This window comes from Pseudomonas sp. YQ_6 (assembly GCF_043103245.1).
Classification (GTDB): Bacteria; Pseudomonadota; Gammaproteobacteria; order Pseudomonadales; family Pseudomonadaceae; genus Aquipseudomonas; species Aquipseudomonas alloputida.
Genome location: NZ_JBICJR010000030.1, coordinates 46,066 through 71,818, shown reverse-complemented (window position 1 = coordinate 71,818; position 25,753 = coordinate 46,066). Strand labels below are relative to the sequence as shown.

18 protein-coding genes are annotated in these 25,753 nt (G+C 62.5%); 11 read left to right on the top strand and 7 right to left on the bottom strand.

Annotated elements, in window-relative coordinates; all coding sequences use genetic code 11:
- Positions 1-63: 63 nt before the first annotated feature.
- Complete coding sequence (locus ACF8FG_RS09835; protein WP_318078956.1) at positions 64-1,989, bottom strand: transglycosylase SLT domain-containing protein; 1,926 nt, start codon at positions 1,987-1,989, stop codon at positions 64-66.
- A 220-nt stretch (positions 1,990-2,209) separates the two neighbouring features.
- Between ACF8FG_RS09835 and ACF8FG_RS09830 the strand changes: the two genes are divergently transcribed.
- A complete protein-coding gene (locus ACF8FG_RS09830; RefSeq protein ID WP_014591783.1) occupies positions 2,210-4,138 on the top strand; it encodes an ATP-binding cassette domain-containing protein in 1,929 nt (642 codons plus the stop codon).
- A gap of 107 nt (positions 4,139-4,245) precedes the next feature.
- Here the strand turns inward: ACF8FG_RS09830 and ACF8FG_RS09825 are convergent, their stop codons facing one another.
- On the bottom strand, positions 4,246-4,686 hold the full coding sequence (locus ACF8FG_RS09825; RefSeq protein WP_014591782.1) for a universal stress protein: 441 nt from the start codon (positions 4,684-4,686) through the stop codon (positions 4,246-4,248).
- 110 nt (positions 4,687-4,796) lie between these two features.
- Here ACF8FG_RS09825 and ACF8FG_RS09820 point away from each other — a divergent pair, with 110 nt between their 5' ends.
- The 7 genes from ACF8FG_RS09820 to ACF8FG_RS09790 all read left to right on the top strand — a co-directional run bounded on the left by ACF8FG_RS09820 (position 4,797) and on the right by ACF8FG_RS09790 (position 13,231).
- Positions 4,797-5,234 carry a hypothetical protein gene (locus ACF8FG_RS09820; protein WP_003248762.1) on the top strand — a complete coding sequence of 146 codons (438 nt, stop codon included), beginning with the start codon at positions 4,797-4,799 and terminating at the stop codon, positions 5,232-5,234.
- Positions 5,235-5,850: 616 nt separating this feature from the next.
- Positions 5,851-7,998 carry a fatty acid oxidation complex subunit alpha FadB gene (fadB, locus tag ACF8FG_RS09815; protein WP_014591781.1) on the top strand — a complete coding sequence of 716 codons (2,148 nt, stop codon included), beginning with the start codon at positions 5,851-5,853 and terminating at the stop codon, positions 7,996-7,998.
- A 31-nt stretch (positions 7,999-8,029) separates the two neighbouring features.
- Positions 8,030-9,205 (top strand): acetyl-CoA C-acyltransferase FadA, encoded by a 1,176-nt coding sequence (gene fadA / locus ACF8FG_RS09810; protein ID WP_010953128.1) that lies wholly within the window; start codon positions 8,030-8,032, stop codon positions 9,203-9,205.
- Positions 9,206-9,280: 75 nt separating this feature from the next.
- The gene (locus tag ACF8FG_RS09805; protein ID WP_003248769.1) at positions 9,281-9,532 is read left to right on the top strand and encodes a DUF1653 domain-containing protein; all 252 of its coding nucleotides are present in this window, start codon (positions 9,281-9,283) and stop codon (positions 9,530-9,532) included.
- Positions 9,533-9,632: 100 nt separating this feature from the next.
- Complete coding sequence (gene topA / locus ACF8FG_RS09800; protein WP_014591780.1) at positions 9,633-12,242, top strand: type I DNA topoisomerase; 2,610 nt, start codon at positions 9,633-9,635, stop codon at positions 12,240-12,242.
- 189 nt (positions 12,243-12,431) lie between these two features.
- Positions 12,432-12,947: a DUF6586 family protein gene (locus tag ACF8FG_RS09795; protein WP_003248773.1), complete on the top strand. Its 516-nt coding sequence runs from the start codon at positions 12,432-12,434 to the stop codon at positions 12,945-12,947.
- 50 nt (positions 12,948-12,997) lie between these two features.
- Entirely contained in the window at positions 12,998-13,231 is a 234-nt protein-coding gene (locus ACF8FG_RS09790; RefSeq protein WP_003248777.1) for a hypothetical protein, read from the top strand.
- A gap of 50 nt (positions 13,232-13,281) precedes the next feature.
- Here ACF8FG_RS09790 and sulA read toward each other — a convergent pair whose 3' ends face one another.
- The gene (sulA, locus tag ACF8FG_RS09785) at positions 13,282-13,758 is read right to left on the bottom strand and encodes an SOS-induced cell division inhibitor SulA (protein WP_014591779.1); all 477 of its coding nucleotides are present in this window, start codon (positions 13,756-13,758) and stop codon (positions 13,282-13,284) included.
- A 13-nt stretch (positions 13,759-13,771) separates the two neighbouring features.
- Complete coding sequence (lexA, locus tag ACF8FG_RS09780; RefSeq protein ID WP_010953131.1) at positions 13,772-14,380, bottom strand: transcriptional repressor LexA; 609 nt, start codon at positions 14,378-14,380, stop codon at positions 13,772-13,774.
- Between the two features lie 215 nt (positions 14,381-14,595).
- On the opposite strand from lexA, the gene ACF8FG_RS09775 reads away from it, so the two are divergent.
- Together ACF8FG_RS09775 and nagZ are read left to right on the top strand one after the other, a co-directional pair.
- Entirely contained in the window at positions 14,596-15,303 is a 708-nt protein-coding gene (locus tag ACF8FG_RS09775) for a TetR/AcrR family transcriptional regulator (protein ID WP_010953132.1), read from the top strand.
- Positions 15,304-15,492: 189 nt separating this feature from the next.
- Positions 15,493-16,491 (top strand): beta-N-acetylhexosaminidase, encoded by a 999-nt coding sequence (gene nagZ, locus ACF8FG_RS09770; protein WP_172830957.1) that lies wholly within the window; start codon positions 15,493-15,495, stop codon positions 16,489-16,491.
- Between the two features lie 126 nt (positions 16,492-16,617).
- Here nagZ and ACF8FG_RS09765 read toward each other — a convergent pair whose 3' ends face one another.
- Genes ACF8FG_RS09765 through mfd form a run of 3 tightly spaced genes read right to left on the bottom strand, consistent with a single transcriptional unit; the run spans position 16,618 to position 23,986 of the window.
- Positions 16,618-19,950 (bottom strand): DEAD/DEAH box helicase, encoded by a 3,333-nt coding sequence (locus tag ACF8FG_RS09765; protein WP_267273773.1) that lies wholly within the window; start codon positions 19,948-19,950, stop codon positions 16,618-16,620.
- A 4-nt stretch (positions 19,951-19,954) separates the two neighbouring features.
- Positions 19,955-20,527: a CsiV family protein gene (locus ACF8FG_RS09760; protein ID WP_014591776.1), complete on the bottom strand. Its 573-nt coding sequence runs from the start codon at positions 20,525-20,527 to the stop codon at positions 19,955-19,957.
- A gap of 9 nt (positions 20,528-20,536) precedes the next feature.
- A complete protein-coding gene (mfd, locus tag ACF8FG_RS09755) occupies positions 20,537-23,986 on the bottom strand; it encodes a transcription-repair coupling factor (RefSeq protein ID WP_392518742.1) in 3,450 nt (1,149 codons plus the stop codon).
- Between the two features lie 167 nt (positions 23,987-24,153).
- Between mfd and ACF8FG_RS09750 the strand changes: the two genes are divergently transcribed.
- On the top strand, positions 24,154-25,617 hold the full coding sequence (locus ACF8FG_RS09750) for a glyceraldehyde-3-phosphate dehydrogenase (protein WP_010953137.1): 1,464 nt from the start codon (positions 24,154-24,156) through the stop codon (positions 25,615-25,617).
- Positions 25,618-25,753 lie beyond the last annotated feature (136 nt).

Here is a 25,753-nt window from a genome sequence, read left to right as displayed (position 1 = left end):
GACCGCGTAACCCTTGTAGGAGCGGGTTCACCCGCGAAGAGGCCGGTTCAGGCTCAACAGCAATCACATGTCATCGAAATACCGTTCATGCCAATCCACCAGTGGCTGCGGTGAATTCAGCTTCTGCCCGTATATCACCGAATACGACAGCACGTTCTGTACATACTGGCGCGTTTCGTCGAACGGGATCGACTCCACCCACACATCGAAGCTCAGGTGCTTGGCCCCTTTGAGCCACTGTCGCACGCGCCCGGGCCCGGCGTTGTAGGCTGCCGAAGCCAGCACCCGGTTGCCGTTGAACTGGCTGTGTACCTGGCTCAGGTAGGCCGCACCCAGCTGGATGTTCTTGTCCGGGTTCAGCACTTGCGCCGGTGAGGCCAGCGGGATGCTGAACTTGCGTGCGGTTTCCTTGGCGGTGGCCGGCATCAGTTGCATCAGGCCGCTGGCGCCCACGGGTGAGCGTGCGTCTTCCATGAAGGCGCTTTCCTGGCGAGTGATGGCGAATACCCAGCTCGAATGCAGGCCGCGAACCTTGGCTTCACGCACCAGCGTGTCGCGGTGGGCCATGGGGAAGCGGATGTCCAGGTCGTCCCAGTACCGGGCCTGGCTGATGGTGCGGATGGCCGGGAAGTACCAGCGCAGCTCATAGCCCAGGCGTGCCTGTGCAACCATTTCGTCACGGGTGAAGTGGCGGCTGACGTGGTACCACTCACGACGGCCGTCGACGATCTGACCGCGGGCGTGGAATTCCAGTGCGCGCTGGATGCCGGGCGTGTTGCGAACCTTCTTGACCAGCTGGGGGCTCAGCAGCAGCGGCTTGTTGTTCAGCTGGTACGGTGTTTGTGACCGGTCGGCGGCGAGGAAGCCATAGAAGTCACGCTCACGCGCTGCGGTCTTGTACAGCAGCGGGATCTGCGGGTTGTTGGGCTGTGCCAGCTCCAGGCTGCGAGCCTGCCAGTACTTCCAGCGGCTGGTGCTGGCCAGGTCCTGGGGAAGGCGCTTGGTCAGCTCGTAAGCGTCCTCCCAGCGGCCCAGGCGCAGCAGCAGGCGAAGGCGCCATTCGCTGACAGTGTTGTCACGCAACTCGGGGTCATAGCGGGTCATCAGGTCGAGCGCGCGTGGGTCGTAGCGGCGCGCGAGGGTCAGGCCGATTTCGCGGGCGATGGCCACCTTTTCGTCACGCGAGAAGTGCATGCGCTGGGCGTAATCGTCGAGCAGTGCCATGGCCCGCTCCGGGTTCTGCCGGGCCAGGCGACGAAGGCCGAGGCTGACCACGTCGGACATGGCCTCGTTGACCGGGGTAAAGCGCGACGGCTGGTTGAGCAGCTCGGGCTTCTGCGCGACGTCGACCAGCAGGCGCCCCTGCGGGCCGAGGGTGGTCAGGGTCTTGACCAAGGTGTTGGCCAGGCCGTAGTTGCGTGCCTGGGCTGCCAGCTTGGTGCGTTCCCAGCGCTTGGCCTCGGTCAGCTGGCCTTCGGCTGCCCACATGCCGAACAGCGTGTCGCAGGCGGCAGGTTGCGATTTGCCGACGTTCCACAGCTTGTCGGCGGTGGCGTAACCTTCGGCGCGCAAGCCGTGGCTGAGCTGGTATTGGCCGTTGAGGCAGTCCAGTTCGGTGAAGTTGAGCTTGGGGTCGTAGTACTTGACGAAGGTATCCCACTCGCCGCGTTCGGCCAGCCAGCGCAACCAGCGCAGTTTCATCCAGTTGGCCTGGGGCAGGTCGCCATGCTTGGCCAGGAAACCTTCGATTTCCTGGTTGCTGGCGCTTTTCAGGCGGGCGGTGAGTTCGTCGTAGGCCAGGTAGGGCGTCAGCGGGTAGTCGCTCAACGCCTGGGCATAGCGCAGGTACGGGCCTTTGTCGCCTTTGGCCAGCGCTCGCTTGGCTTCGTCATAGTACTGGCGTTGCAGGGTCAGGTCGGTGGCCTGCGCCGCGCTGGTGGCAGCGGTAAGCAGCAGGCAGGATGCGATATGTAACAGGCGGCTGCGCATGATACGTCCGGGCAGTTGAACCATGGGAAGTGTCGGCGGAGCCAGCACTGTTGAAAGCTATTGCCTTAGCTTAGCTGTTTGCCGGCCGTGGGTGAAAGCACTGTGCTTGTATCGGGATATTAAGTTCGACCAGATGTCGCCAGGTGCCCACCGGTTGGCCTGGCGGATGCCGTCGGGGGCCAAGTCAGGTAGAATGCGCGCCCGATTTATGGAGACGAACATGACCCTGCTCAAATTCAGCGATGTGTCCCTCGCATTCGGCGCCATGCCGCTGCTGGACAAAGTGTCCTGGCAGATCGCTCGTGGCGAGCGGGTGTGCATCATCGGCCGCAACGGCACCGGCAAGTCGAGCATGCTGCGCCTGGTCAAGGGCGAGCAGAAGGGCGACGACGGCGAAATCTGGCGTGCGCCTGGCCTGAAGATCGGTGAGTTGCCACAGGAACTGCCGGTGGCCGACGAGCGCACGGTGTTCGACGTGGTAGCCGCTGGTCTGGACGGCGTGGGCGAGTTGCTGGCGCAGTTCCACCACCTGAGCATGAACATCCAGGGCGATGAAGACCTGGAAAAACTCATGCACGTCCAGCACGAGCTGGAAGCCCGCGACGGCTGGCGCCTGCAACAGGTGGTGGAAAGCACACTCAGTCGCCTGCAACTGCCGGCCGACAAGACCCTGGCCGAGCTGTCCGGTGGCTGGCGCCGCCGCGTACTGCTGGCCCAGGCGCTGGTGTCCGAGCCCGACCTGCTGCTGCTCGACGAACCGACCAACCACCTGGACATCGGTGCCATCGCCTGGCTCGAAGAGGCCCTGCGTGGCTTCAACGGCGCGGTATTGTTCATCACCCACGACCGTTCGTTCCTGCAGAACCTGGCCACCCGTATCCTCGAACTGGACCGCGGCGGCCTGATCGACTGGAACGGTGACTACGCCAGCTTCCTGGTGCACAAGGAGGCCGCACTGGCCGCCGAAGAAACCGCCAACGCGCTGTTCGACAAGCGCCTGGCCCAGGAAGAAGTGTGGATTCGCCAGGGCATCAAGGCCCGCCGTACTCGCAACGAAGGCCGCGTGCGTGCACTGAAGGCCCTGCGTGTAGAGCGTGGCGAGCGCCGTGAACGACAGGGCAAGGCCAACATCCAGATCGAAGCCGCGGATAAATCCGGCAAGCAGGTGATGGTGTTGGAAAATGTCAGCTTCCATCACGCGGACGGGCCCCTGCTGGTCAAGGACTTTTCCATGGTCCTGCAGCGCCAGGATCGCATCGGTCTGCTGGGCGCAAACGGCACTGGCAAGACGACGTTGCTCAAGATGATGCTGGGCGACCTTGAGCCCACTGCGGGCAAAGTGGAGCGCGGCACCAAGCTTGAGGTGGCCTATTTCGACCAGATGCGCCACCAGCTCGACCTGGAAAAGACCGTGATCGACAACCTGGCTGAAGGCCGTGATTTCATCGAGATCGATGGCCAGAACCGCCACGTGCTGAGCTACCTGGGCGACTTCCTGTTCAGCCCCCAGCGCGCGCGTACGCCGGTCAAGGCGTTGTCGGGTGGTGAGCGTGCACGGTTGCTGCTGGCCAAGCTGTTCAGCAAGCCGGCCAACCTGCTGGTGCTCGACGAACCGACCAACGACCTGGACGTGGAAACCCTCGAGCTGCTGGAAGAGGTGCTGTCCAACTACAAGGGCACCGTGCTGATGGTCAGCCACGACCGGGCCTTCCTCGACAACGTCGTGACCAGCACCCTGGTGTTCGAAGGCGAGGGCAAGGTGCGTGAGTATGTGGGCGGTTACGAGGACTGGATTCGCCAGGGCGGCTCGCCGAAGCTGCTGGGTGTGACCGAGAGCAAGGGTGGTAAGTCTGCACTCAACAGCGCGGTGGTGGAGAAGGTCGAGGCCAAGCCTGAGCCTGTTGCGGCGCCGGTGGTGGAAGAAGCTTCGAAAAAGAAGCTCAGCTACAAGCTGCAGCGTGAGCTGGAGATGCTGCCGGGGCAGATCGATGAGCTGGAGCAGCGTATGGCTGAAGCCCAGGAAGAAGTGAATGCGGCGGGCTTCTATCAGCGGCCGATTGCAGAAACTTCGGCGGTGCTGGCACGGATCGAGAAGCTGCAGGGTGAGCTGGATGTCTTGGTGGAGCGCTGGGCTGAGCTGGAAGGCTGATTGGCGTTAGCCTGTTCCGCCTTCTTCGCGGGTAAAGCCGCACCTGGAGGGATTGTCATACCCTCGCAGGTGCGGGCTGGCCCGCGAAGAGGCTGGCTCAGGTCCAGTCAATCCTTCTTCAGCAAGCGTACCGCCAGCACGTCACACGGCGCACCGTGCAGCACATCGTTGGCCGTGGAGCCCAGCAACAATGCCAGGCCGTGACGGCCATGGCTGCCGACAACGATCAGGTCGCACTTCTGGTCCTTGGCCAACTGGTGGATTTCCTGGCGAGGCTGGCCGTAGGTCAGGTGCGAGTCGCCGCGGTTGATTTCCGGGTATTTGTTGAACAGCCGGTCCATGCGCTCCTTGGCCTGGTCGAACTGCTGCTGTTGCAGCTGCGACAGGTCCATCGGTACGTCACCGCCGAAGGCCATGGCCATCGGCTCGACGATGTGCACCAGGGATACCTTGGCTTTCGAAGGCTCTGCCAGCGCCATGGCGCGCTTGATCACCGGGTCGCATTCTTCGGTCAGGTCGACGGCGACCAACAAATGTTCGTATTGCATGAGCGGTACTCCTGACAATCGCGATAGAAGAAGTATGGTCGCTTTAGGGCGGGTCTACCGTGAAAAATGGCTAACCAGCTCATTTGCAACGCTTTATGGGAACTACTGATATGACGGTATTGCTGGTGGTGTCAATCCTTGCGCTGATTCTCAGTCCGCTTTCCTGGCTGCGCAGCTCGCGCAAGCAGAGCGAGCAGATGAAGTTGCGCCTGGAGGCGCGGCGCATGGGTTTGGCCATGCAGCTGGCGCCGCAGCAGTGGCCGCACTGGCTGGAAAAGGAGCCGCCAAGCCCTTGCCCGCAGTATCACCGAGCCCGGCGCCGTGGGCATGAGGACAGCTTCAGCTTCTGGCAGGTCAGCCCTGGGGTGTGGTGGAACCAGTGGCGCGAACCCTGCGAAGACCCACGCTTCATGGGCGCCTTGTCGCGTTTGCCGGCGAGTGTGTACAAGGTCGAGGCCGATGCGCGGATGATTGCCCTGTACTGGACCGAGCGCGGCGATACTGCTGTGTTGCAGGATGTTGCCTACGCCCTCGAAACCTTGGCTTGAGCGCCGCCCATGCGCGCCCCCGGTAGGCGCGGATTCGCCTGCGAACACCGGCAGAGCCGGTGCCAAACTGCGCGGTGCCTGCTTCGCGGGTAAACCCGCTCCTACGGGGGGGCGGCGTCCAGGCTGGTCAATCTGTTCTGTAACGACAAAGCGGCGGCTCGGCATAACCCCGAAGGGGTGGGGTGCCAAGTCGCCGCTTTGCGTTCTGCTGCGCAGAAAAGGCCAGGCAGGCCGGGTTATTCATTCAAGCAAGTGCCAGTGTAGTCGCCTTGGCTTGTCGCGCAAGCGCAAAGCAATCAGCCAATGATTGTGGTCAATCGCTGACATGAATGACCGGCGATCACTGTCATCATGTTTTGTACCCGCACGATAGAAAATGACTGGAAAGTCGCGTTTTCGCCATGCTCGTGAGCATTTGACAACGCCCATCTTTTCGGAGAATGTGTGCACACCCAAATCAAACGGGCGTATGAATTGAGCGTTTGTATGTCATGACGCCAAGCCATACGTCCGACTAGCGCGCTGACGGGTGTGCCTGGGGCAAGGCAGCTTAGGCCTGCTTCTGCTGCAGCGATCGGCGTGTACAGTTCAGCTTCCATATCGTGGAGATCAGTTGATGATTTACGAAGGTAAAGCCATCACGGTTAAGGCTCTTGAAAGTGGCATCGTCGAGCTCAAGTTCGACCTCAAGGGTGAGTCCGTCAACAAGTTCAACCGCCTTACCCTGAACGAGCTGCGCCAGGCCGTCGATGCCATCCGGGCCGATGCTTCGGTCAAGGGCGTGATCGTCAGCAGTGGCAAGGACGTGTTCATCGTCGGCGCCGACATCACCGAGTTCGTCGACAACTTCAAGCTGCCTGAGGCCGAACTGGTCGCTGGCAACCTGGAAGCCAATCGCATCTTCAACGCCTTCGAAGACCTCGAAGTGCCGACCGTGGCTGCCATCAACGGCATCGCGCTGGGCGGCGGCCTGGAAATGTGCCTGGCGGCCGACTACCGTGTCATGTCCACCAGCGCCAGGATCGGCCTGCCGGAAGTCAAGCTGGGTATCTACCCGGGCTTCGGCGGTACCGTGCGCCTGCCGCGCCTGATCGGCTCGGACAACGCCATCGAGTGGATCGCCGCCGGTAAGGAAAACCGTGCCGAAGATGCCCTGAAAGTGGGGGCCGTCGACGCCGTGGTCGCCCCTGAGCTGCTGCTGGCCGGTGCCCTCGACCTGATCAAGCGTGCCATCAGTGGCGAGCTGGACTACAAGGCCAAGCGCCAGCCGAAGCTGGAAAAGCTCAAGCTCAATGCCATTGAGCAGATGATGGCCTTCGAGACTGCCAAGGGCTTCGTCGCTGGCCAGGCCGGCCCGAACTACCCGGCCCCGGTCGAAGCGATCAAGAGCATCCAGAAAGCCGCCAACTTCGGTCGCGACAAGGCCCTGGAAGTCGAAGCCGCAGGCTTTGCCAAGCTGGCCAAGACCTCGGTCGCCGAGAGCCTGATCGGTTTGTTCCTCAACGATCAGGAGCTCAAGCGCAAGGCCAAGGCGCATGACGAGATCGCCCACGACGTGAAACAGGCCGCCGTGCTCGGCGCCGGCATCATGGGCGGCGGTATCGCCTACCAGTCGGCGGTCAAAGGTACGCCGATCCTGATGAAAGACATCCGCGAGGAAGCCATTCAGCTGGGTCTGAACGAGGCCTCCAAGCTGCTCGGCAACCGCGTCGAGAAGGGCCGCCTGACCCCGGCCAAGATGGCCGAGGCCCTCAACGCCATTCGCCCGACGCTGTCCTATGGCGATTTCGCCAATGTCGACATCGTCGTCGAGGCTGTGGTCGAGAACCCGAAGGTCAAGCAAGCGGTACTGGCGGAAGTGGAAGGCCAGGTGAAGGACGATGCGATCCTCGCTTCCAACACCTCTACCATCTCGATCAATCTGCTGGCCAAGGCGCTCAAGCGCCCGGAAAACTTCGTCGGCATGCACTTCTTCAACCCGGTGCACATGATGCCGCTGGTTGAAGTGATCCGTGGCGAGAAGTCCAGTGACGTGGCGGTCGCCACCACCGTGGCCTACGCCAAGAAGATGGGCAAGAACCCGATCGTGGTCAACGACTGCCCGGGCTTTTTGGTCAACCGCGTGCTGTTCCCGTACTTCGGTGGTTTTGCCAAGCTGGTCAGCGCCGGTGTCGACTTCGTGCGCATCGACAAGGTCATGGAAAAGTTTGGCTGGCCGATGGGCCCGGCCTACCTGATGGACGTGGTCGGCATCGACACCGGTCACCATGGCCGTGACGTCATGGCCGAAGGCTTCCCGGATCGCATGAAGGACGAGCGCCGCTCGGCGGTCGACGCGTTGTACGAGGCCAACCGCCTGGGCCAGAAGAACGGCAAGGGCTTCTACGCCTACGAAACCGACAAGCGCGGCAAACCGAAGAAGGTCTTCGATGCCACCGTGCTCGACGTGCTCAAACCGATCGTGTTCGAGCAGCGTGAAGTCACTGACGAAGACATCATCAACTGGATGATGGTCCCGCTGTGCCTGGAGACCGTGCGTTGCCTGGAAGACGGCATTGTCGAAACCGCCGCCGAAGCTGACATGGGCCTGGTCTACGGCATTGGTTTCCCTCCCTTCCGCGGTGGTGCGCTGCGTTACATCGACTCGATCGGTGTGGCCGAATTCGTCGCCCTGGCCGATCAGTATGCCGACCTGGGGCCGCTGTACCACCCGACCGCCAAGCTGCGTGAAATGGCCAAGAACGGCCAGCGCTTCTTCAACTGAGCGGTCAACGAGCTAGAGCGAGAGATTTGATATGAGCCTGAATCCAAGAGACGTGGTGATTGTCGACTTCGGTCGCACGCCAATGGGCCGCTCCAAGGGTGGCATGCACCGCAATACCCGCGCCGAAGACATGTCGGCGCACCTGATCAGCAAACTGCTGGAACGCAACGGCAAGGTCGACCCGAAAGAAGTCGAGGACGTGATCTGGGGCTGCGTCAACCAGACCCTGGAGCAGGGCTGGAACATCGCCCGCATGGCTTCGCTGATGACCCCGATCCCGCACACCTCTGCGGCGCAGACCGTCAGCCGCCTGTGCGGCTCGTCCATGAGCGCCCTGCACACTGCTGCCCAGGCGATCATGACCGGTAACGGTGATGTGTTCGTGGTGGGTGGCGTGGAGCACATGGGCCACGTCAGCATGATGCACGGCGTCGACCCCAACCCGCACCTGTCCTTGCATGCCGCCAAGGCTTCCGGGATGATGGGCCTGACTGCAGAGATGCTCGGCAAGATGCACGGCATCACCCGTGAGCAGCAGGACCTGTTCGGCTTGCGCTCGCACCAGCTGGCCCACAAGGCCACGGTCGAAGGCAAGTTCAAGGACGAGATCATCCCGATGCAGGGCTACGACGAGAACGGCTTCCTGAAGGTGTTCGATTTCGACGAAACCATTCGCCCGGAAACCACCCTCGAAGGTCTGGCGTCGCTCAAGCCTGCGTTCAACCCGAAAGGCGGTACGGTCACGGCCGGTACCTCGTCGCAGATCACCGACGGCGCCTCGTGCATGATCGTCATGTCCGGTCAGCGCGCCATGGACCTGGGTATCCAGCCATTGGCGGTGATCCGTTCGATGGCAGTGGCCGGTGTCGACCCGGCAATCATGGGTTATGGCCCGGTGCCATCGACCCAGAAAGCCCTCAAGCGTGCGGGCTTGACCATGGCCGATATCGACTTCATCGAGCTCAACGAAGCCTTCGCTGCACAGGCCCTGCCCGTGCTGAAAGACTTGAAAGTGCTCGACAAGATGGATGAGAAGGTTAACCTGCACGGCGGCGCCATTGCTTTGGGCCACCCGTTCGGTTGCTCCGGGGCGCGGATTTCCGGCACCCTGCTTAACGTCATGAAGCAAAATGGCGGTACGTTGGGTGTTGCGACCATGTGCGTCGGCCTGGGCCAAGGTATCACCACTGTCTTCGAACGCGTCTGATCGCGTAGCGGGACAGCAGCCGGGGCCTAGTGCCCCGGTTTTGTTTTTTCAGGTTTTATTCAGGAGGTGTGCAACATGCAGATACAACCAGGCGTATACCGGCATTACAAAGGGCCTGAGTACCGTGTCTTCAGTGTTGCGCGGCACTCCGAAACCGAAGAGTGGATGGTGTTCTACCAATGCCTGTATGGTGATTACAGCTTCTGGGTACGTCCCCTGTCGATGTTCCAGGAGTCCGTCGAATTTGACGGCGAGCAGGTGCCACGCTTTGCTTTGGTCAAGGCCGAAGAGGGGCTGCCCGGGTTGCTGGGCAAGTCGCACGCGTGATCGTCCGAGCTTGACCTCACACTTTTGCCACTATATATAGCGGTGCCGCGTCTGGCACTTGGCGCGTTTTTTATCTTCAGATTCAGGAATACTCCGATCCATGGGCAAATCGCTGGTCATTGTGGAATCCCCGGCCAAGGCCAAGACCATCAACAAGTACCTGGGCAACCAGTACGTGGTGAAGTCGAGTATCGGCCATATCCGAGACCTCCCCACCAGCGGTTCGGCCAGCGCGAGCAAAGAGCCGGCCGCCAAGCGTGGCAAGGCTGCGGGTGAGGCGCCGGCGCTTTCGCCGAAAGAGAAGGCCCGCCGCCAGCTGGTGGCACGCATGGGCGTCGACCCCGACCATGGCTGGAAGGCCAAGTACGAGATCCTGCCTGGCAAGGAAAAGGTGATCGAAGAGCTGCGCCGCCTGGCCAAGGATGCCGACACCATCTATCTCGCAACCGACTTGGACCGCGAAGGGGAAGCCATTGCCTGGCACCTGCGCGAGGCCATTGGGGGTGACGACACCCGCTACAAGCGCGTGGTGTTCAACGAAATTACCAAGAAGGCCATTCAGGAGGCCTTCTCTCAGCCAGGCGAGCTGGACATCGACCGGGTCAACGCCCAGCAGGCGCGGCGTTTCCTCGACCGCGTGGTCGGTTACATGGTTTCGCCGCTGCTGTGGGCAAAGATTGCCCGTGGTCTGTCCGCTGGCCGTGTGCAGTCGGTAGCGGTGAAGCTTGTGGTAGAGCGCGAGCGTGAAATCCGCGCGTTCATCCCGGAAGAGTACTGGGAGATCCACGCCGACCTCGGCACCGCCAAGAACGCCAAGGTGCGTTTCGAGGTGGCGCGCGAGAAGGGTGAGGCCTTCAAGCCGCTGAATGAAGCTCAGGCCATGGCTGCGCTGGAAAAGCTCAAGGCTTCCAGCTACAGCGTGGTCAAGCGTGAAGACCGCCCGACCAGCAGCAAGCCATCGGCACCGTTCATTACTTCTACCTTGCAGCAAGCGGCCAGTAACCGCCTGGGCTTCGGTGTGAAGAAAACCATGATGATGGCCCAGCGCTTGTACGAAGCGGGTTACATCACCTACATGCGTACCGACTCGACCAACCTGTCGGCTGACGCCCTGGATATGGCACGCAGCTACATCGAACGGGAGTTCGGCAAGCAGTACCTGCCGGAGGCGCCACTGGTTTACGGCAGCAAGGAGGGCGCCCAGGAGGCGCACGAAGCGATTCGGCCTTCTGACGTGAATACCCACCCGACCAAGCTCAGCGGCATGGAGCGTGACGCCGAGCGCCTGTACGAGCTGATCTGGCGCCAGTTCCTGGCGTGCCAGATGCCGCCAGCGCAGTACCTGTCCACCAGCGTTACCGTCGCTGCCGGCGATTTCGAGCTGCGCGCCAAGGGCCGCATCCTCAAGTTCGACGGTTACACCCGTGTGCTGCCACAGCAGAGCAAACCGGGCGAAGACGATGTGCTGCCAGAGATGGTGCAGGGTGAAGCACTCAAACTGATCCAGATCGACCCGAGCCAGCATTTCACCAAGCCACCTGCACGCTTTACCGAAGCCAGCCTGGTCAAGGAAATGGAAAAGCGCGGTATTGGCCGCCCATCGACCTACGCGGCGATCATTTCCACCATCCAGGACCGTGGCTATGTGACGCTGCACAACCGCCGCTTCTACTCTGAGAAGATGGGCGACATCGTCACCGAGCGTTTGTCGGAGAGTTTCTCCAACCTGATGGACTACGGCTTTACTGCCGACATGGAAGAGAACCTCGACGACGTGGCCCAGGGCGAGCGTGACTGGAAGAACGTGCTCGACGAGTTCTACGGCGATTTCAGCAAAAAGCTGCAGACTGCCGAGTCCAGCGAAGACGGCATGCGTGCCAACCAGCCGACCATGACCAACATTCCGTGCAAGGAATGTGGTCGGCCGATGATGATTCGCACGGCCTCTACAGGTGTGTTCCTGGGTTGCTCTGGCTATAGCCTGCCGCCGAAAGAGCGCTGCAAGGCTACCGTCAACCTGGTGCCGGGCGACGAGATTGCCGCTGACGACGAGGGCGAGTCGGAATCGCGCGTGTTGCTGGGCAAGCACCGTTGCCCGATCTGCGCCACGGCGATGGACGCCTACCTGCTGGACGAGAAACACAAACTGCACATCTGCGGCAACAACCCGGATTGCGCCGGTTACGAGATCGAAGAAGGCAACTACCGCATCAAGGGTTACGAAGGGCCGAGCCTGGAGTGCGACAAGTGCGGTAGCGAGATGCAATTGAAGACCGGCCGTTTCGGCAAGTTCTTCGGCTGCACCAACCCGACGTGCAAGAACACCCGCAAGCTGCTCAAGAGCGGCGAGGCGGCGCCACCGAAGATGGACAAGGTGGACATGCCGGAGCTCAAGTGCGAGAAAGTCGACGATACCTACGTGCTGCGCGACGGTGCTTCCGGGTTGTTCCTGGCTGCCAGCCAGTTCCCCAAGAACCGCGAAACCCGTGCGCCGCTGGTGATGGAAATTGTGCCGCACAAGCATGAGATCGACCCGAAGTACCACTTCCTGTGCGATGCGCCGCAGAAAGACCCGGATGGCCGCCCGGCGGTGATTCGCTACAGCCGCAAGACCAAGGAGCAGTATGTGCAGTCCGAGGTCGATGGCAAGCCGACCGGCTGGAAGGCGTTCTACGACGGTAACGCCTGGAAGGTTGAAGACAAGCGCTGATCCATCGGTGCTGTAATGTGGGGCCGCTTTGCGGCCCTTCGCGGGCTTGCCCGCTCCCACAGGTATCGCGCCGCCCTTGAATGTGGCGCTGTACTGGTGGGAGCGGGCAAGCCCGCGAAGGGGCGCAAAGCGGCCCCAATCATTTATGATGCAGATATCCGCCTTGTAGCCTTATGGGAGGGCACTGAAATGGCCCAGGAACTCTACACCCGTACCAACCAGAAACTGTTCTTCGCCGGCCTCGCCCTTGAGTCCATGGCCAAGGCGGAACAAAGCCAGGCCATGAATGCCCAAGGCCTGGTTCAGGCTGAGCGCGAGTCGGCGCTGTTCCACCTGTATGGTGCTCTGTTGGGGCTGTGCCATGAGATCGGGGGCTTTTACCGCCTGCCGGTTGTCGCAACGGTGGAGCAAGCCCTGGCTGACGATGCCCTGAACGGTATCGCCATCCCGGAGGTGGCCGAGTTGCTGGAGCTGGCCCGTCAGCGGGAAACCTGGCTGGCGCAAATGCTCGGTGCTTATGCCGATTTGTTCCGACCGCCGGTCGCCAGAAAAGCGCCGAAAACCGACGTTACCCAGCCCCTGATTCAAGCTGTCAATCTTGATGAGCCTGAGCATCCAGCGCTGTCGCGTGCCGAGCTGGAAAGCTGGCGCAATGACCTTAAAAGTTTGGTGAGACGTTTCCGTGACGCGTTGAGTGAGTGCTGATAGCCGCAACGGCTGGTACAATAATCGCCTTTCGCGGAGAACTGCCATTTATGTCTACGTCTTTTCTGGAAATTGTCGAGTTGCCTGACGGCCGCATCGAACTTCGTCGCGCCGAGGATGAGGGCTCTCTGGTAACCCTGGATTTCTCGGAAGACGCCAAGGTGTTCCTGCAGGGTCAGCATGTGGAAGTGGCCAAGGCCATGCTCAGTGTGGGTGTGCAGATGGCCGGTCGCCTGATGGATGGCGAACTCGAGCGTGATGAAGGGCCGCGTGTGCTGCACTGAGTGTGCAGCAGCGTATCAGGCTATTTGAAGTGACAGGCAAAGCCTGAACATCAGCCGAGGCGGATGTTCAGGCTTTGTGCGTTTCCGGCACTGGCTGCACGTAGCAGTTGCTGGCGTGCAGTGGCATTGACGTTGCCCAGCCAGCTCACCACGGTGTGGCTGAGGCCCAGGTGCAAAGCCTCACAGGCCAGTTGCAGCGCGCTTTGATTGCTGCGGGGTTGCAGCAGCAGAATACGTTCACGGTTGAGCCCGGCATCGCGCAGCCAGGCATGGGTCAGGCTTGGCGGTGGGGCGATCAGGGTCAGCCAGCGGGTCTCGTCCTCTTCGCTCAGTTCGCGCAGCACGGGTGCCAGCAGGCTTTGGCAGTGGCCAGGGGCACCGCGCAGCGACAGTTCGCTGAACAGCTCGGGCTGACTGCTCTTGCGCGCCGGTTCCCTGGCTTTCAGGCCAGGCAGCACAGGCTGGGCGAGGAATGCTTCGAACAGGGGCAACTGGGCTTGCTCGGGTGCGTGAATGAACTGCTGCATGACGCCTCCTGGATCAGCGGCGAATAACGCCGACGCTCAAGCCCTCAATCACCAGCTCCTGTTCTTTCAGGTCGACTTCGATGGGGGCGAATTCGGGGTTTTCGGCAAGCAGCCAGACTTTGCTGCCTTCGCGCTTGAAGCGCTTGACGGTGACTTCGTCACCGATACGCGCTACCACGATCTGGCCGTTGCGGGCTTCACGGCAGGTGTGCACAGCCAGCAGGTCACCGTCGAAGATGCCGACGTCCTTCATGCTCATGCCGTGTACACGCAGCAAATAGTCGGCTTGGGGGTGGAAGAAGGCAGGGTTGATGTTGCAGGATTGCTCGATGTGCTGTTCGGCAAGAATCGGCGCACCGGCAGCGACCCGGCCGATGATGGGCAAGCCGGCTTCTTCGGCCTTGGCTTCCAGGCCAGGGATGCGGATGCCGCGGGAAGCGCCCGGCGTCATTTCGATCGCGCCCTTGCGGGCAAGGGCCTTGAGGTGCTCCTCGGCGGCATTGGGCGACTTGAAGCCCAGCTCCTGAGCAATCTCGGCGCGAGTAGGCGGGAAGCCGTTGTCTTCCAGGCAGCGCTTGATGAACGCGAGAATTTCGGCTTGGCGTGGCGTCAGTTTCAACATGGTAAGCGCTCTGTCTTTTTGTACAGTGACTGGGATTATATACAGTACTGGGTGCGCTGCAAGCCAAAAGGCGCAATAAACAGAAGAGGTGGCGCTTGCAGTGGGCCGGCTGGCGCTTTTAAATGGCGACCGCCCAGTCACGGAGCCTTGACAGAAGCAGGGCTGAAACGTATGTTTCAAACACCTGTTTGTCTGACGGAGTAGTCGGAGTAGTCATGGCCCAATCGGAAACCGTTGAACGCATTCTCGACGCTGCCGAGCAGCTGTTCGCGGAAAGGGGGTTCGCCGAAACCTCGTTGCGGCTGATTACCAGCAAGGCCGGGGTCAACCTGGCGGCAGTCAACTATCATTTTGGCTCCAAGAAGGCGCTGATCCAGGCTGTTTTCTCGCGTTTCCTTGGCCCATTCTGCGCCAGTCTCGAGCGTGAACTGGAGCGCCGCCAGGCCAAGCCGGAACACAAGCCCAGCCTCGAAGAACTGCTGGAAATGCTCGTAGAGCAGGCGCTGGCCGTGCAGCCGCGCAGCAACAACGACCTGTCGATCTTCATGCGCCTGCTGGGCCTGGCGTTCAGCCAGAGCCAGGGTCACTTGCGGCGCTATCTGGAAGACATGTACGGCAAGGTGTTCCGCCGCTACATGCTGCTGGTGAACGAGGCTGCGCCACGCATTCCGCCACTGGAACTGTTCTGGCGTGTGCACTTCATGCTGGGTGCCGCGGCCTTCAGCATGTCCGGTATCAAGGCCCTGCGGGCGATTGCCGAGACCGACTTCGGCATCAACACCTCGATCGAGCAGGTGATGCGCCTGATGGTGCCGTTCCTGGCGGCAGGCATGCGCGCTGACAGCGGTGTGACCGACGAGGCGATGGCCACTGCGCAGCTGCGCCCGCGAACAAAGACCGGTTCGGCTACCGCCAAGGCCTGAAGGCTGGGCGTGGCGGGGCGCTTCCGATAAGCTAGCGCCCATGCCCGATTTCGATCTACTTCGCATCACCCTTGCTGACCAGTGCCTGTATGGCTCCGCCTGTGGCCAACGGCGCGTGTCTGCCGGTGTCTGCTGCCCCCCGGTGGGCCTCTCTCTGTCTTCAATGAAGGATTACCCATGACTGTCAGCCTGCAAGGCTCCCTGATGGTGGATATCGCCGGTAAATGGCTGACCGCCGAAGACCGTCAACTGCTTCGCCAGCCGGAAGTGGCTGGCCTGATCATCTTCGCCCGCAATATCGACAACCCGCGCCAGGTGCGCGAACTGTGCGCGTCCATCCGCGCCATTCGCCCCGATCTGATCCTGGCAGTGGACCAGGAAGGCGGGCGCGTACAGCGTCTGCGCCAGGGCTTTGTGCGCCTGCCGGCCATGCGTGCGCTGGCCGATAACGACAATGCCGAGTACCTGGCTGAGCAGTGCGGCTGGCTGATGGCGACCGAGGTACTGGCGGTTGGCCTGGACCTCAGCTTCGCTCCGGTGCTCGACCTGGACCACCAGCGCAGCGCCGTGGTGGGCAGCCGCGCCTTCGAGGGGGACCCGCTGCGGGCAACGCGCCTGGCCGGCGCGTTCATCCGTGGCATGAATGCGGCGGGTATGGCCGCGTGTGGCAAGCATTTCCCGGGGCATGGCTGGGCCGAAGCCGATTCGCACGTGGCCATCCCCACCGATGAGCGCAGCCTGGAACAACTGCGCCAGGCCGACCTGGTGCCGTTTACCCGCCTGAGTGGGCAGCTGGCGGCAGTGATGCCGGCGCATGTCATCTACCCGCAGGTTGACAACCAGCCCGCTGGCTTCTCGCGGCGTTGGTTGCAGGACATCCTGCGTGGCGAGCTGGGCTTTGACGGTGTGATCTTCAGTGATGACCTGTCGATGGCCGGTGCGCATGTGGTTGGCGATGCAGCCAGCCGTATCGAAGCGGCGCTGAGCGCCGGTTGTGATATGGGCCTGGTGTGCAATGACCGGGCGGCGGCGGAGCTGGCACTGAGTGCAGCGCAGCGCATGAAGGTCAAGCCGTCGCCGCGGATTGCGCGGATGCGTGGGCAAGGGTTTGCGCGAACCGATTATCGCCAACAGCCGCGCTGGCTGGAGGCGTTGGGGGCGTTGAAGGAAGCTCAGCTGGTCGATTGACTGCGCGGGCCTGTCCGTTCCCGCAAGTCGGGTTTGTCCGCGAATACGGTGGCGGCAACGGTGAACGGCGAGGGGGGAATTGGCCAGCAGGCCCGGCCCATTCGCGGGTGAACCCGCTCCTACGCTCTATCCCCCTTTGGCCTGCCGTCCGCGCTTTCCGGGCAATGGCGCAAACAGGGCCTCGATTTCTTCATCGCCAAGCCGCCACTGCCCAGCCTGCCCGCCGTCCAGCAGGCTGGCTGCCAGTGCTGCCTTTTCCTGCTGCAACAACTGGATCTTCTCTTCCACCGTACCCCGGGTAATCAGTTTGAACACGAACACCGGCTTGTCCTGGCCGATGCGGTAGGCACGGTCGGTAGCCTGGTTTTCGCTGGCCGGGTTCCACCAGGGGTCGAAGTGGATCACGGTGTCCGCCGCCGTCAGGTTCAAGCCTACGCCCCCCGCCTTGAGGCTGATCAGGAACACTTCGCTTTCACCTTGCTGGAACTGCTGCACTGGCGTGCGACGGTCGCGAGTGTCGCCGGTCAGCAGGCTGTAGCGGATCTTGCGCTTCTCGAGCTCCTGCTCGATCAGCGCCAGCATCGAAGTGAACTGTGAGAACAACAACACCCTGCGCCCTTCGCTGAGCAGTTCTTCGAGCATTTCCAGCAGCGCACCCAGCTTGCCCTTGTCGGCCTGGTTGCCTTTGCTTTCTACCCCCTTGACCAGGCGCAGGTCACAGCACACCTGGCGCAGCTTGAGCAACGCGTCGAGGATCACGATCTGGCTGCGTGCGGCGCCATTGCGGGCGATTTCGTCGCGGACCTTCTGGTCCATGGCCACTCGCACGGCCTCGTAGGTATCGCGCTGGGCATCACTGAGCTCGACCCAGTGCACCATCTCGGTCTTGGCCGGCAGTTCTGTGGCCACCTGCTCCTTGGTGCGGCGCAGCAGGAACGGCCGGATGCGGCTGGCCAGGTGGGTCATGCGCTCGCTGTCACCGTGGCGTTCGATCGGGTTGCGGTAATCCTGGTTGAAGCGCTTCAGGTCGCCCAGCCAGCCGGGCATCAGGAAGTGGAAGATCGACCACAGTTCGCCCAGGTTGTTTTCCATCGGCGTGCCGGTCAGGCACAAACGCTGCCCGGCCTGTAGCTCGCAGACGGCGAGGGCAGCCTTGCTGCTGCTGCTCTTGATGTTTTGCGCCTCGTCCAGTATCAGCACGTGCCAGGCCTGGGGGCGCAGCTGTTCGAGGTCGCGTGGCATCAGGGCGTAAGTGGTCAGGACCAGATCGTACTCATGCAGCTTGGTGAAGTGCTTGCTGCGCCCCGGTCCATGCAGTGCCAGGACGCGCAGGTCGGGGGCGAAGCGCTGGGCTTCGTCCAGCCAGTTGGGTATGAGGCTGGTCGGCATGACTGCCAGGGCCGGTGCACTCAGGCGCCCGGACTGTTTCTCCAGCAGCAGATGGGCCAAGGCCTGCAGGGTCTTGCCCAGGCCCATGTCGTCGCCGAGGATGCCGCCGGTACCCATCTCGCGCAGGGCCTGCAGCCAGTTCAGGCCTTGCTGCTGATAAGGGCGCAAGCTGGCCTGCAGCCCGGTGGGCGGTTCTACCTGCAGGTCCCGGGCATCGCGCAGACGCCGGCCCAGATCGCGTACGTGCTCGCCACCTTCCCAGTGCAGGGGCAGGCCTTCGATTTCGTTCAGGCGCGCGGCGTCGGCACGCTCCATGCGCAGGGACGGGCCTGCCGTGTCCTCGTGCAGGTAGAGCTCGCCCAGGGTACCCATGACTGCCTTGATGCGGCCGTAGGGCAGGGCGACGCGCAAAGCCGGGGCATCGAGACGGCCGCGATTGAGGTCGATCAGCAGATGTTCGTCATCACTGCGCCGGGCCAGTTCGCTAGGGCGTAGCAGCTCCGGGCTGCTGCGCAGCAGGTGCAACACGATCGGCAGCAGGCTGTGGCGCTGGCCATCGACCACGATGCCTAGTTCCAGGTCGAACCATTCATGGCCAGGCGCTTCGTCGATGGTTGCATACCAGTCGTCCACCTCCTGCAGGTTGAAGGCGAAGTCGCGGTGAATATCGATGTCCCAGCCGGCTTCGCGCAGGCGCGGCAGGCCTTCGCGGGCAAAGCGCAGCCAGGCTTCGTCGTCAGGCAACTGGTGCATTTCGCCGGCGCTGTCGGGTAGGGCCTTGCTCTGCCGTGTGGCGGGTTTGAAGCCGAAATCGCGCAGCACCTTGCGCAGCGCCTGCTCGGCTTGAGCCTGGCGGCGAATGCGCTGGCTGGTGCTGCCTGCCAGGCGGGTCAGCGGCTTCTCGTCGGTGCCGCTGGCCTGCAAGCCGTCATAATCGAACGCCAATGCGGCGCGGTGTTGCATCTGCCGTTGCATGCGACCGGTTTTCGGCATGTAGGCGGTGTATTCAAGGCTGCCGAGAGCAAGAAGGGGCTTTGGCTGGATGTTATCGAGCAACTGCTCCTGCACTTGCGTCGGGGTCGGCACCTTGTGGCTGAGGGCATTGAGCTTGTGGCTCAGGGGTACGACCAGGTGTTCCGGTACATCGGGTGCGATAGTCAGCTGCACGGCGACGTGCGGATCCAGGCTGTGCTCGACCTTGCCCACTTCACGGGTCGGCAGGTCCAGGTAGTAAAGCGGCAGCAGCGGGATGACGCAGCGCAGCATCGCTTCGCCGCTGTACCACCGCCCCCGGTAATTTCCGTTGTCCAGGCGTACCCAGCGAAACTCGGCGTGGCGCACCGGGCCTTCATGAAGCAGGGGAAGGTCGGTATCGAAGAACATTCGGCCGGTTTCGAGGGCGCGCTGGAACAGCTCGCCACCCTCATGGCCCTTCAGTTTGTAGCCGCGATCCTGGCCTCCGCCCTGATTCAGGGCCGAGAGCAGGCGCAGAATGCGGATGTCTTCGTCTGTTACGAAGCGCGGTGGCTCGTAGAGAAAATCGTAAAGGGACTGGACGCGGCTGAAGCGGATGCCGTCCTCCGTCCGCGTGCCCTTGCGCACAAGCAGGGCGCAGCCGGCATCGTCGGTAAGCTGCAGCTGATAGCACACCATGCGCCCACGCTTGTCTTCGGTAGCGTCGGCTTTGGGCGGGGCCTGCTCCAGGCCGCTCAACCAGTGCTGCAATTCGGCAGACAAGGCGCCTGGGGTGGCTTGCGTGACCTCGCTACGGGAAAAGCGGTCGCTCACACAGAAAAGGACAGCGGCGCAATGCTTGCAATTGTGACGTACCGGGCAATCGCAGTCACCGCGCACATGGCAGCGGCCGCCCGCTACGTGCAACTCGATGCGTTGCCGGTAGTGGTTGTTGCCGCTCCCTTGGCAACTGGCCGTTATGATTGGCCCATGAATGCCTTCCAGTTCGGCCCTGCCTTCCTCGGCATAGCGCTCACCGCGCTGCAGGGCAGCTTTGCTGAACGATTGAATCCAGTTCGGATAGGCGTTCACCATTTCGGCGGCATCGTCCTTCATGGGCTTACTGCTCCATCATCTCCGGGTCCATCACCGGCATTTTCGGCGTGCCTGGTGGGGTCACCTTCAGCAGCACCGCCAGGTGCCCGCCGTCGAGAAAGGTCAGCTGGCCGCCCTTGACGTTGCTGTTGCTCTGCCTGAACTGCTCGCTTTGCAGCACGCTGCCGTTGCCATCCAGCTGGTTGACCCAGAAGTTGGCCTCGACGGTAATGAAGCGGCCTTCAGCGATGCTCAGGTTGCCTTCGATAGGGAAGTGCCCGAACTGTTCGGTGCCTTCGCCCAGGGCGATGCGGCTGGGTTCGCTGCCCACCTGCTGTTGCCAGGCCTTGTGCATCAGCACCGTGTAGTCGGCGGTGGCTTCCAGGCGGGTGGCTTCATCTTCCAGTGCGGGGCGGCGCTCGGCGTCTTTCGCCAGGCGTGGGGCGCCAGCGCTCCAGTCTTCGGGGGCGAACGGGCTGGTGAAGGCGGGCACGCTGTTCTGCCGCACCAGAATCATTTCTACCTGATACAGGCCTTCGGCGAAGGCAGCTGGGGCGAACAGCGCCAGCAGCAGGGTCAGGCAACGGATGGCACGCATGAGTCTTCCTTAGGCAGGCTGTGGGGTCAGGCGCTCGAACAGCGCCTCCAGGGTATTGAAACGTTCGTCGGGGCGTTCCATCGGTACCAGGAAGCGGAACTGGGTGGCGCCTTCGAACTTGTAACGTTTGGGCTGACCCTGGATCAGCTTGATCAGGGTCAGTGGGTCGACCGGTGTTTCGGCTTCGAACTCGAGCTTGCCACCGTTGGGCCCCGCATCGACTTTCTTGATGCCGAGCTTTTCCGCGTGCAGCTTGAGTGACGTCAGGCGCATCAGGTTCTTGGTCGGCTCTGGCAGCAAGCCGAAGCGGTCGATCATCTCGACCTGCAAGTCCTTGAGGCCTTCTTCGTCGGCAGCCGAGGCGATGCGTTTGTACAGGATCAGGCGCGCATGCACGTCAGGCAGGTAGTCCTCGGGGATCAGTGCCGGCAGGCGCAGGTTGATCTCCGGGCCGCCGCCCAGTGGTTGCTCAAGGTTCGGCTGGGTGCCTTTACGGATTGCCTTGACCGCACGTTCGAGCATTTCCATGTACAGGGTGAAGCCCACCGCCTGGATCTGCCCGCTCTGGCCTTCGCCCAGTAGCTCGCCGGCACCGCGGATTTCCAGGTCGTTGGTTGCCAGCACAAAGCCTGCGCCAAGGTCTTGCGTGTTGGCGATCGCCTCCAGGCGTTTTTCGGCGTCGGCGCTCACCTTCTGACGGGTAGGTGTGAGCAGGTAGGCGTAGGCCTGGTGGTGGCTACGGCCAACCCGGCCACGCAGCTGGTGCAACTGGGCCAGGCCGAACTTGTCGGCGCGCTCGATGACAATGGTGTTGGCGCTGGGCACGTCGATACCGGTTTCGATAATGGTCGAGGCCACCAGCACGTTGAAACGCTTGTGGTAGAAATCGCTCATCACCTGTTCCAGCTCGCGTTCGCGCATTTGCCCGTGGCCGATGCCGATGCGTGCCTCGGGCACCAGCTCGGCAAGGTCGGCGGCGCATTTTTCGATGGTTTTCACATCGTTGTGCAGGTAGTACACCTGGCCACCGCGCAACAGTTCGCGCAGCAGCGCCTCCTTGACCGTGCTCTTGTTCTGTTCCATGACGAAGGTGCGCACCGACAGGCGGCGTGCTGGCGGCGTGGCGATGATCGACAGGTCGCGCATGCCCGCCACCGCCATGTTCAGCGTGCGCGGAATCGGCGTGGCGGTCAGGGTGAGGATATCGACCTCGCTGCGCAGCGCCTTCAGCTGTTCTTTCTGGCGCACGCCAAAGCGGTGCTCTTCATCGATGATGGCCAGGCCCAGGTCTTTGAAGCGCACGTCGTCCTGCAGCAGCTTGTGGGTGCCGATGAGGATGTCGATCTTGCCTTCGGCAAGGTCCGCAGCGGCGGCGGCCACTTCCTTGGCCGACTTGAAGCGGCTCATCACTTCCACGGTCACGGGCCAGTCGGCAAAGCGGTCGCGGAAGCTGTTGTAATGCTGCTGGGCGAGCAGGGTGGTGGGCACCAGTACGGCCACCTGGCGGCCACTGTGCACGGCGATGAACGCCGCGCGCATGGCCACTTCGGTCTTGCCGAAGCCCACGTCGCCGCAGACCAGGCGGTCCATTGGCTTGGGGGCCAGCATGTCGGCGCGCACGGCCTCGATGGCGGCCTGCTGGTCCGGGGTTTCCTCGAACGGGAAGCCGGCGCTGAAGGTGGCGTAGTCGGCCGACGGGTCGGCAAACGCGTAGCCCTTGCGCGCGGCGCGGCGAGCATAGATATCGAGCAGTTCGGCGGCCACGTCGCGGACCTGTTCAGCGGCCTTGCGCTTGGCCTTCTGCCAGGCCTCCGAACCCAGCCGGTGCAACGGTGCCAGGGCGTCGTCGCTGCCGGTGTAGCGGGCGATCAGGTGCAGGTTGGCCACCGGCACATACAGCTTGGCGTTCTCGGCGTATTCCAGCGTCAGGAATTCGGCGGCCTGGCCATCGATTTCCAGGGTGGCCAGGCCCAGGTAGCGGCCGACGCCATGGTCGATGTGCACCACCGGCGCACCTTCGCGCAGCTCGGTGAGGTTCTTGATGACCGCGTCGTTGGCGGTTTCGCCGCGCTTGTCACGGCGCCGGCGCTGCATCACCCGCTGGCCGAACAGTGGGCTTTCGGCAATCAGGGCCAGCCCTGGATCGTCCAGCAGCAGGCCGTCGTCCAGCGGGGCGATGGTGATCGCCAGGCGCTCGGCACCGGTAATGAAGTCGTCCCAGCCTTCGACGGTATGCGGGCGCAGCTTCAGACGTTCGAGCAGCTCCAGCAGCACTTCCCGGCGGCCTGCTGATTCGGCGGTGAAGAGTACGCGGCCGGGGAACTGGTCGAGGAAGTTGGCCAGCTCGGCCAGCGGCTGGTTGGCCTTGGCCTCGATGGCCAGGTTGGGCAGGGCGCGCGCCGGGAAGCGCTCGCGGCCCACGCCAAGCTCCAGCTCTTCGCTGCTGACCACCACCCGGGGCCATTGCTTGAGCCGGGCGAAGCAATCTTCCACCGGCAGGAACAGCTCGGCCGGCGGCAACAGCGGCCGGCTGAGGTCGCCGCGGCGGTCTTCATAACGCCCGCGCACGTCGTTCCAGAAGTGCTCGGCGGCCTGTTCCACACCGGGTAGCGAGAACACCTGGGTGTCGGTCGGCAGGTAGTCGAACAGGGTCGAGGTTTCTTCGAAGAACAGTGGCAGGTAGTACTCGATACCGGCGGGGATGATGCCGCTGGCCAGGTCCTGGAAGATTGCACTGCGGCGGAAGTCGACGTCGAAGCGCTCGCGAAAGCGTGCCTTGAAGCGGGTCACTTCTTCCTTCTGCATCGGGAATTCGCGTGCTGGCAGCAGGCGCACCGAATCCACCTTGTCGATCGAGCGCTGGGTCTCGGGGTCGAAGGTGCGCAGCGTCTCGATCTCGTTATCGAACAGGTCGATGCGGTAGGGCAGTTTGCTGCCCATCGGGAACAGGTCGATCAGCGCGCCGCGCACGGCGAACTCGCCATGCTCGTAGACGGTGTCGACACAACGATAACCGCTGGCCTCCAGGCGCAGGCGCATCTGTTCCACGTCGATGGTCTGGCCCACATCCAGCACCAGGCTGCTGCCCAGCAGAAAACGCGTGGGCGCCAGGCGGTGCAGGGCGGTGGTGATCGGTACCACGAGGATGCCGTGGCTCAGCTCCGGCAGGCGGTACAGGCTGGCGATGCGCTGGGAGATGATGTCCTGGTGTGGCGAGAACAGGTCGTAGGGCAGGGTTTCCCAATCGGGGAACGGCAGCACGGGCAGGTCCGGGGCAAAGAAGCGCAGCTCCTGCTCCAGACGGTCGGCGGCCTGGCTGTCGGCCGTCAGCAGCAGGGTGAAGCGGCCAGCGCTGCTGGCGGCTTCGGCGATGGCAAGGCTGAGGGCGGCACCGGGCAGGTTGCCCCAGGTTTGTTTGCCGGCCGTGGCCGACATTTGCGGTAGGCGCAGAACTGACACGGGAGATTGCACTCCAAGCGTTGCGGCAAAGAGACCGATTGTACCGGTGACGGTGCCGGCTGTCAGGCTCGAAAGGGCATGAACGCTGGCTTGCGTCACTGCGTCAGGCACTCATTGCCGGTTCCGCGTTGGGGCGTCATAATGTAGCCCCTTTTTTCTGTCCCTACATGTGGAAGGTTCCCGTGACTCAGAAGCCCGACCAGTGTCTTGGTGAGTGGATTGATCGTGAAGCCCTGGCTGAAGCGATGATCCCGCTTATCGGTCAGCTCTACCGCAATAACAATGTGGTGAGCTCGATTTATGGCCGCAGCCTGATCAACCGTTCGGTTATCTCGATTCTCAAGGCGCACCGCTTTGCGCGCCACCGCCAAACCGACGAAACCGAACTGTCCGTCCACGAGACATTCCCCCTGCTCAAGGCCATGAGCGAGCTGAAACTGGGCGCCGCATCGGTCGACCTGGGCAAGCTGGCCAACAAGTTCAAGCAGGAAGGCAATGGCCGCACTGCCGAGCAGTTCGTCCGTGAAGAGTTGGCCGACGTGGTCGGTCAGCAGAACGCTTCGGCGCGCAAAGGCACCGACGTTGTCCTGTACGGCTTCGGTCGCATCGGCCGCCTGCTGGCGCGCATCCTGATCGAGAAGACCGGTGGTGGTGACGGCCTGCGTCTGCGTGCCATCGTCGTGCGCAAAGGCGCCGAAAACGACCTGGTCAAGCGTGCCAGCCTGCTGCGCCGTGACTCGGTGCACGGCCCGTTCGATGGCACCATCACCATCGACGAAGCCAACAACACCATCACTGCCAACGGCAACCTGATCCAGGTTATCTACGCCAAGAGCCCGAGCGAAGTCGACTACACCCAGTACGGCATCGACAATGCGCTCATCGTCGACAACACCGGCGTATGGCGTGACGCCGACGGCCTGGGCCAGCACCTGGCCTGCCCGGGTGCTGCCCGCGTGATCCTCACCGCACCTGGCAAGGGCGCGCTGAAGAACATCGTGCACGGTATCAACCACGGTGATATCACTGCCGATGACAAGATCATCTCGGCGGCCTCCTGCACCACCAACGCCATCGTGCCGGTGCTCAAGGCCATCAACGACCAGTACGGCATCGTCAACGGCCACGTCGAAACCGTTCACTCGTTCACCAACGACCAGAACCTGATCGACAACTTCCACAAGGGCAGCCGCCGTGGCCGTGCCGCGCCGCTGAACATGGTAATCACCGAAACCGGCGCCGCCACCGCTGCTGCCAAGGCACTGCCAGTGCTGAAGGGCAAGCTGACCGGCAACGCCATTCGTGTCCCGACGCCGAACGTTTCGATGGCCATCCTGAACCTGAACCTGGAAAAGGCCACCACCCGCGACGAGATCAACGAGTACCTGCGCCAGACCGCCATGCACTCGGAGCTGCACAAGCAGATCGACTACGTGGCTTCCCAGGAAGTGGTTTCGACCGACTTCGTCGGCTCGCGCCACGCCGGTGTGGTTGACGCAGAGGCGACCATCGCCAACGACAACCGCGTTGTTCTGTACGTCTGGTACGACAACGAATTCGGTTATAGCTGCCAGGTGGTTCGTGTGATGGAAGACATGGCCGGTGTGAACCCGCCAGCGTTTCCACGCTGATTCGCTTGTAAGGAAATGAAAAAACGGGAACCTTCGGGTTCCCGTTTTTTTTATTCTGAATGTGTGTTGTCAGAGCCGGCCCTTTCGCGGGTAAACCCGCTCCTACAGGACTATCGCTGCCCCTGTAGGAGCGGGT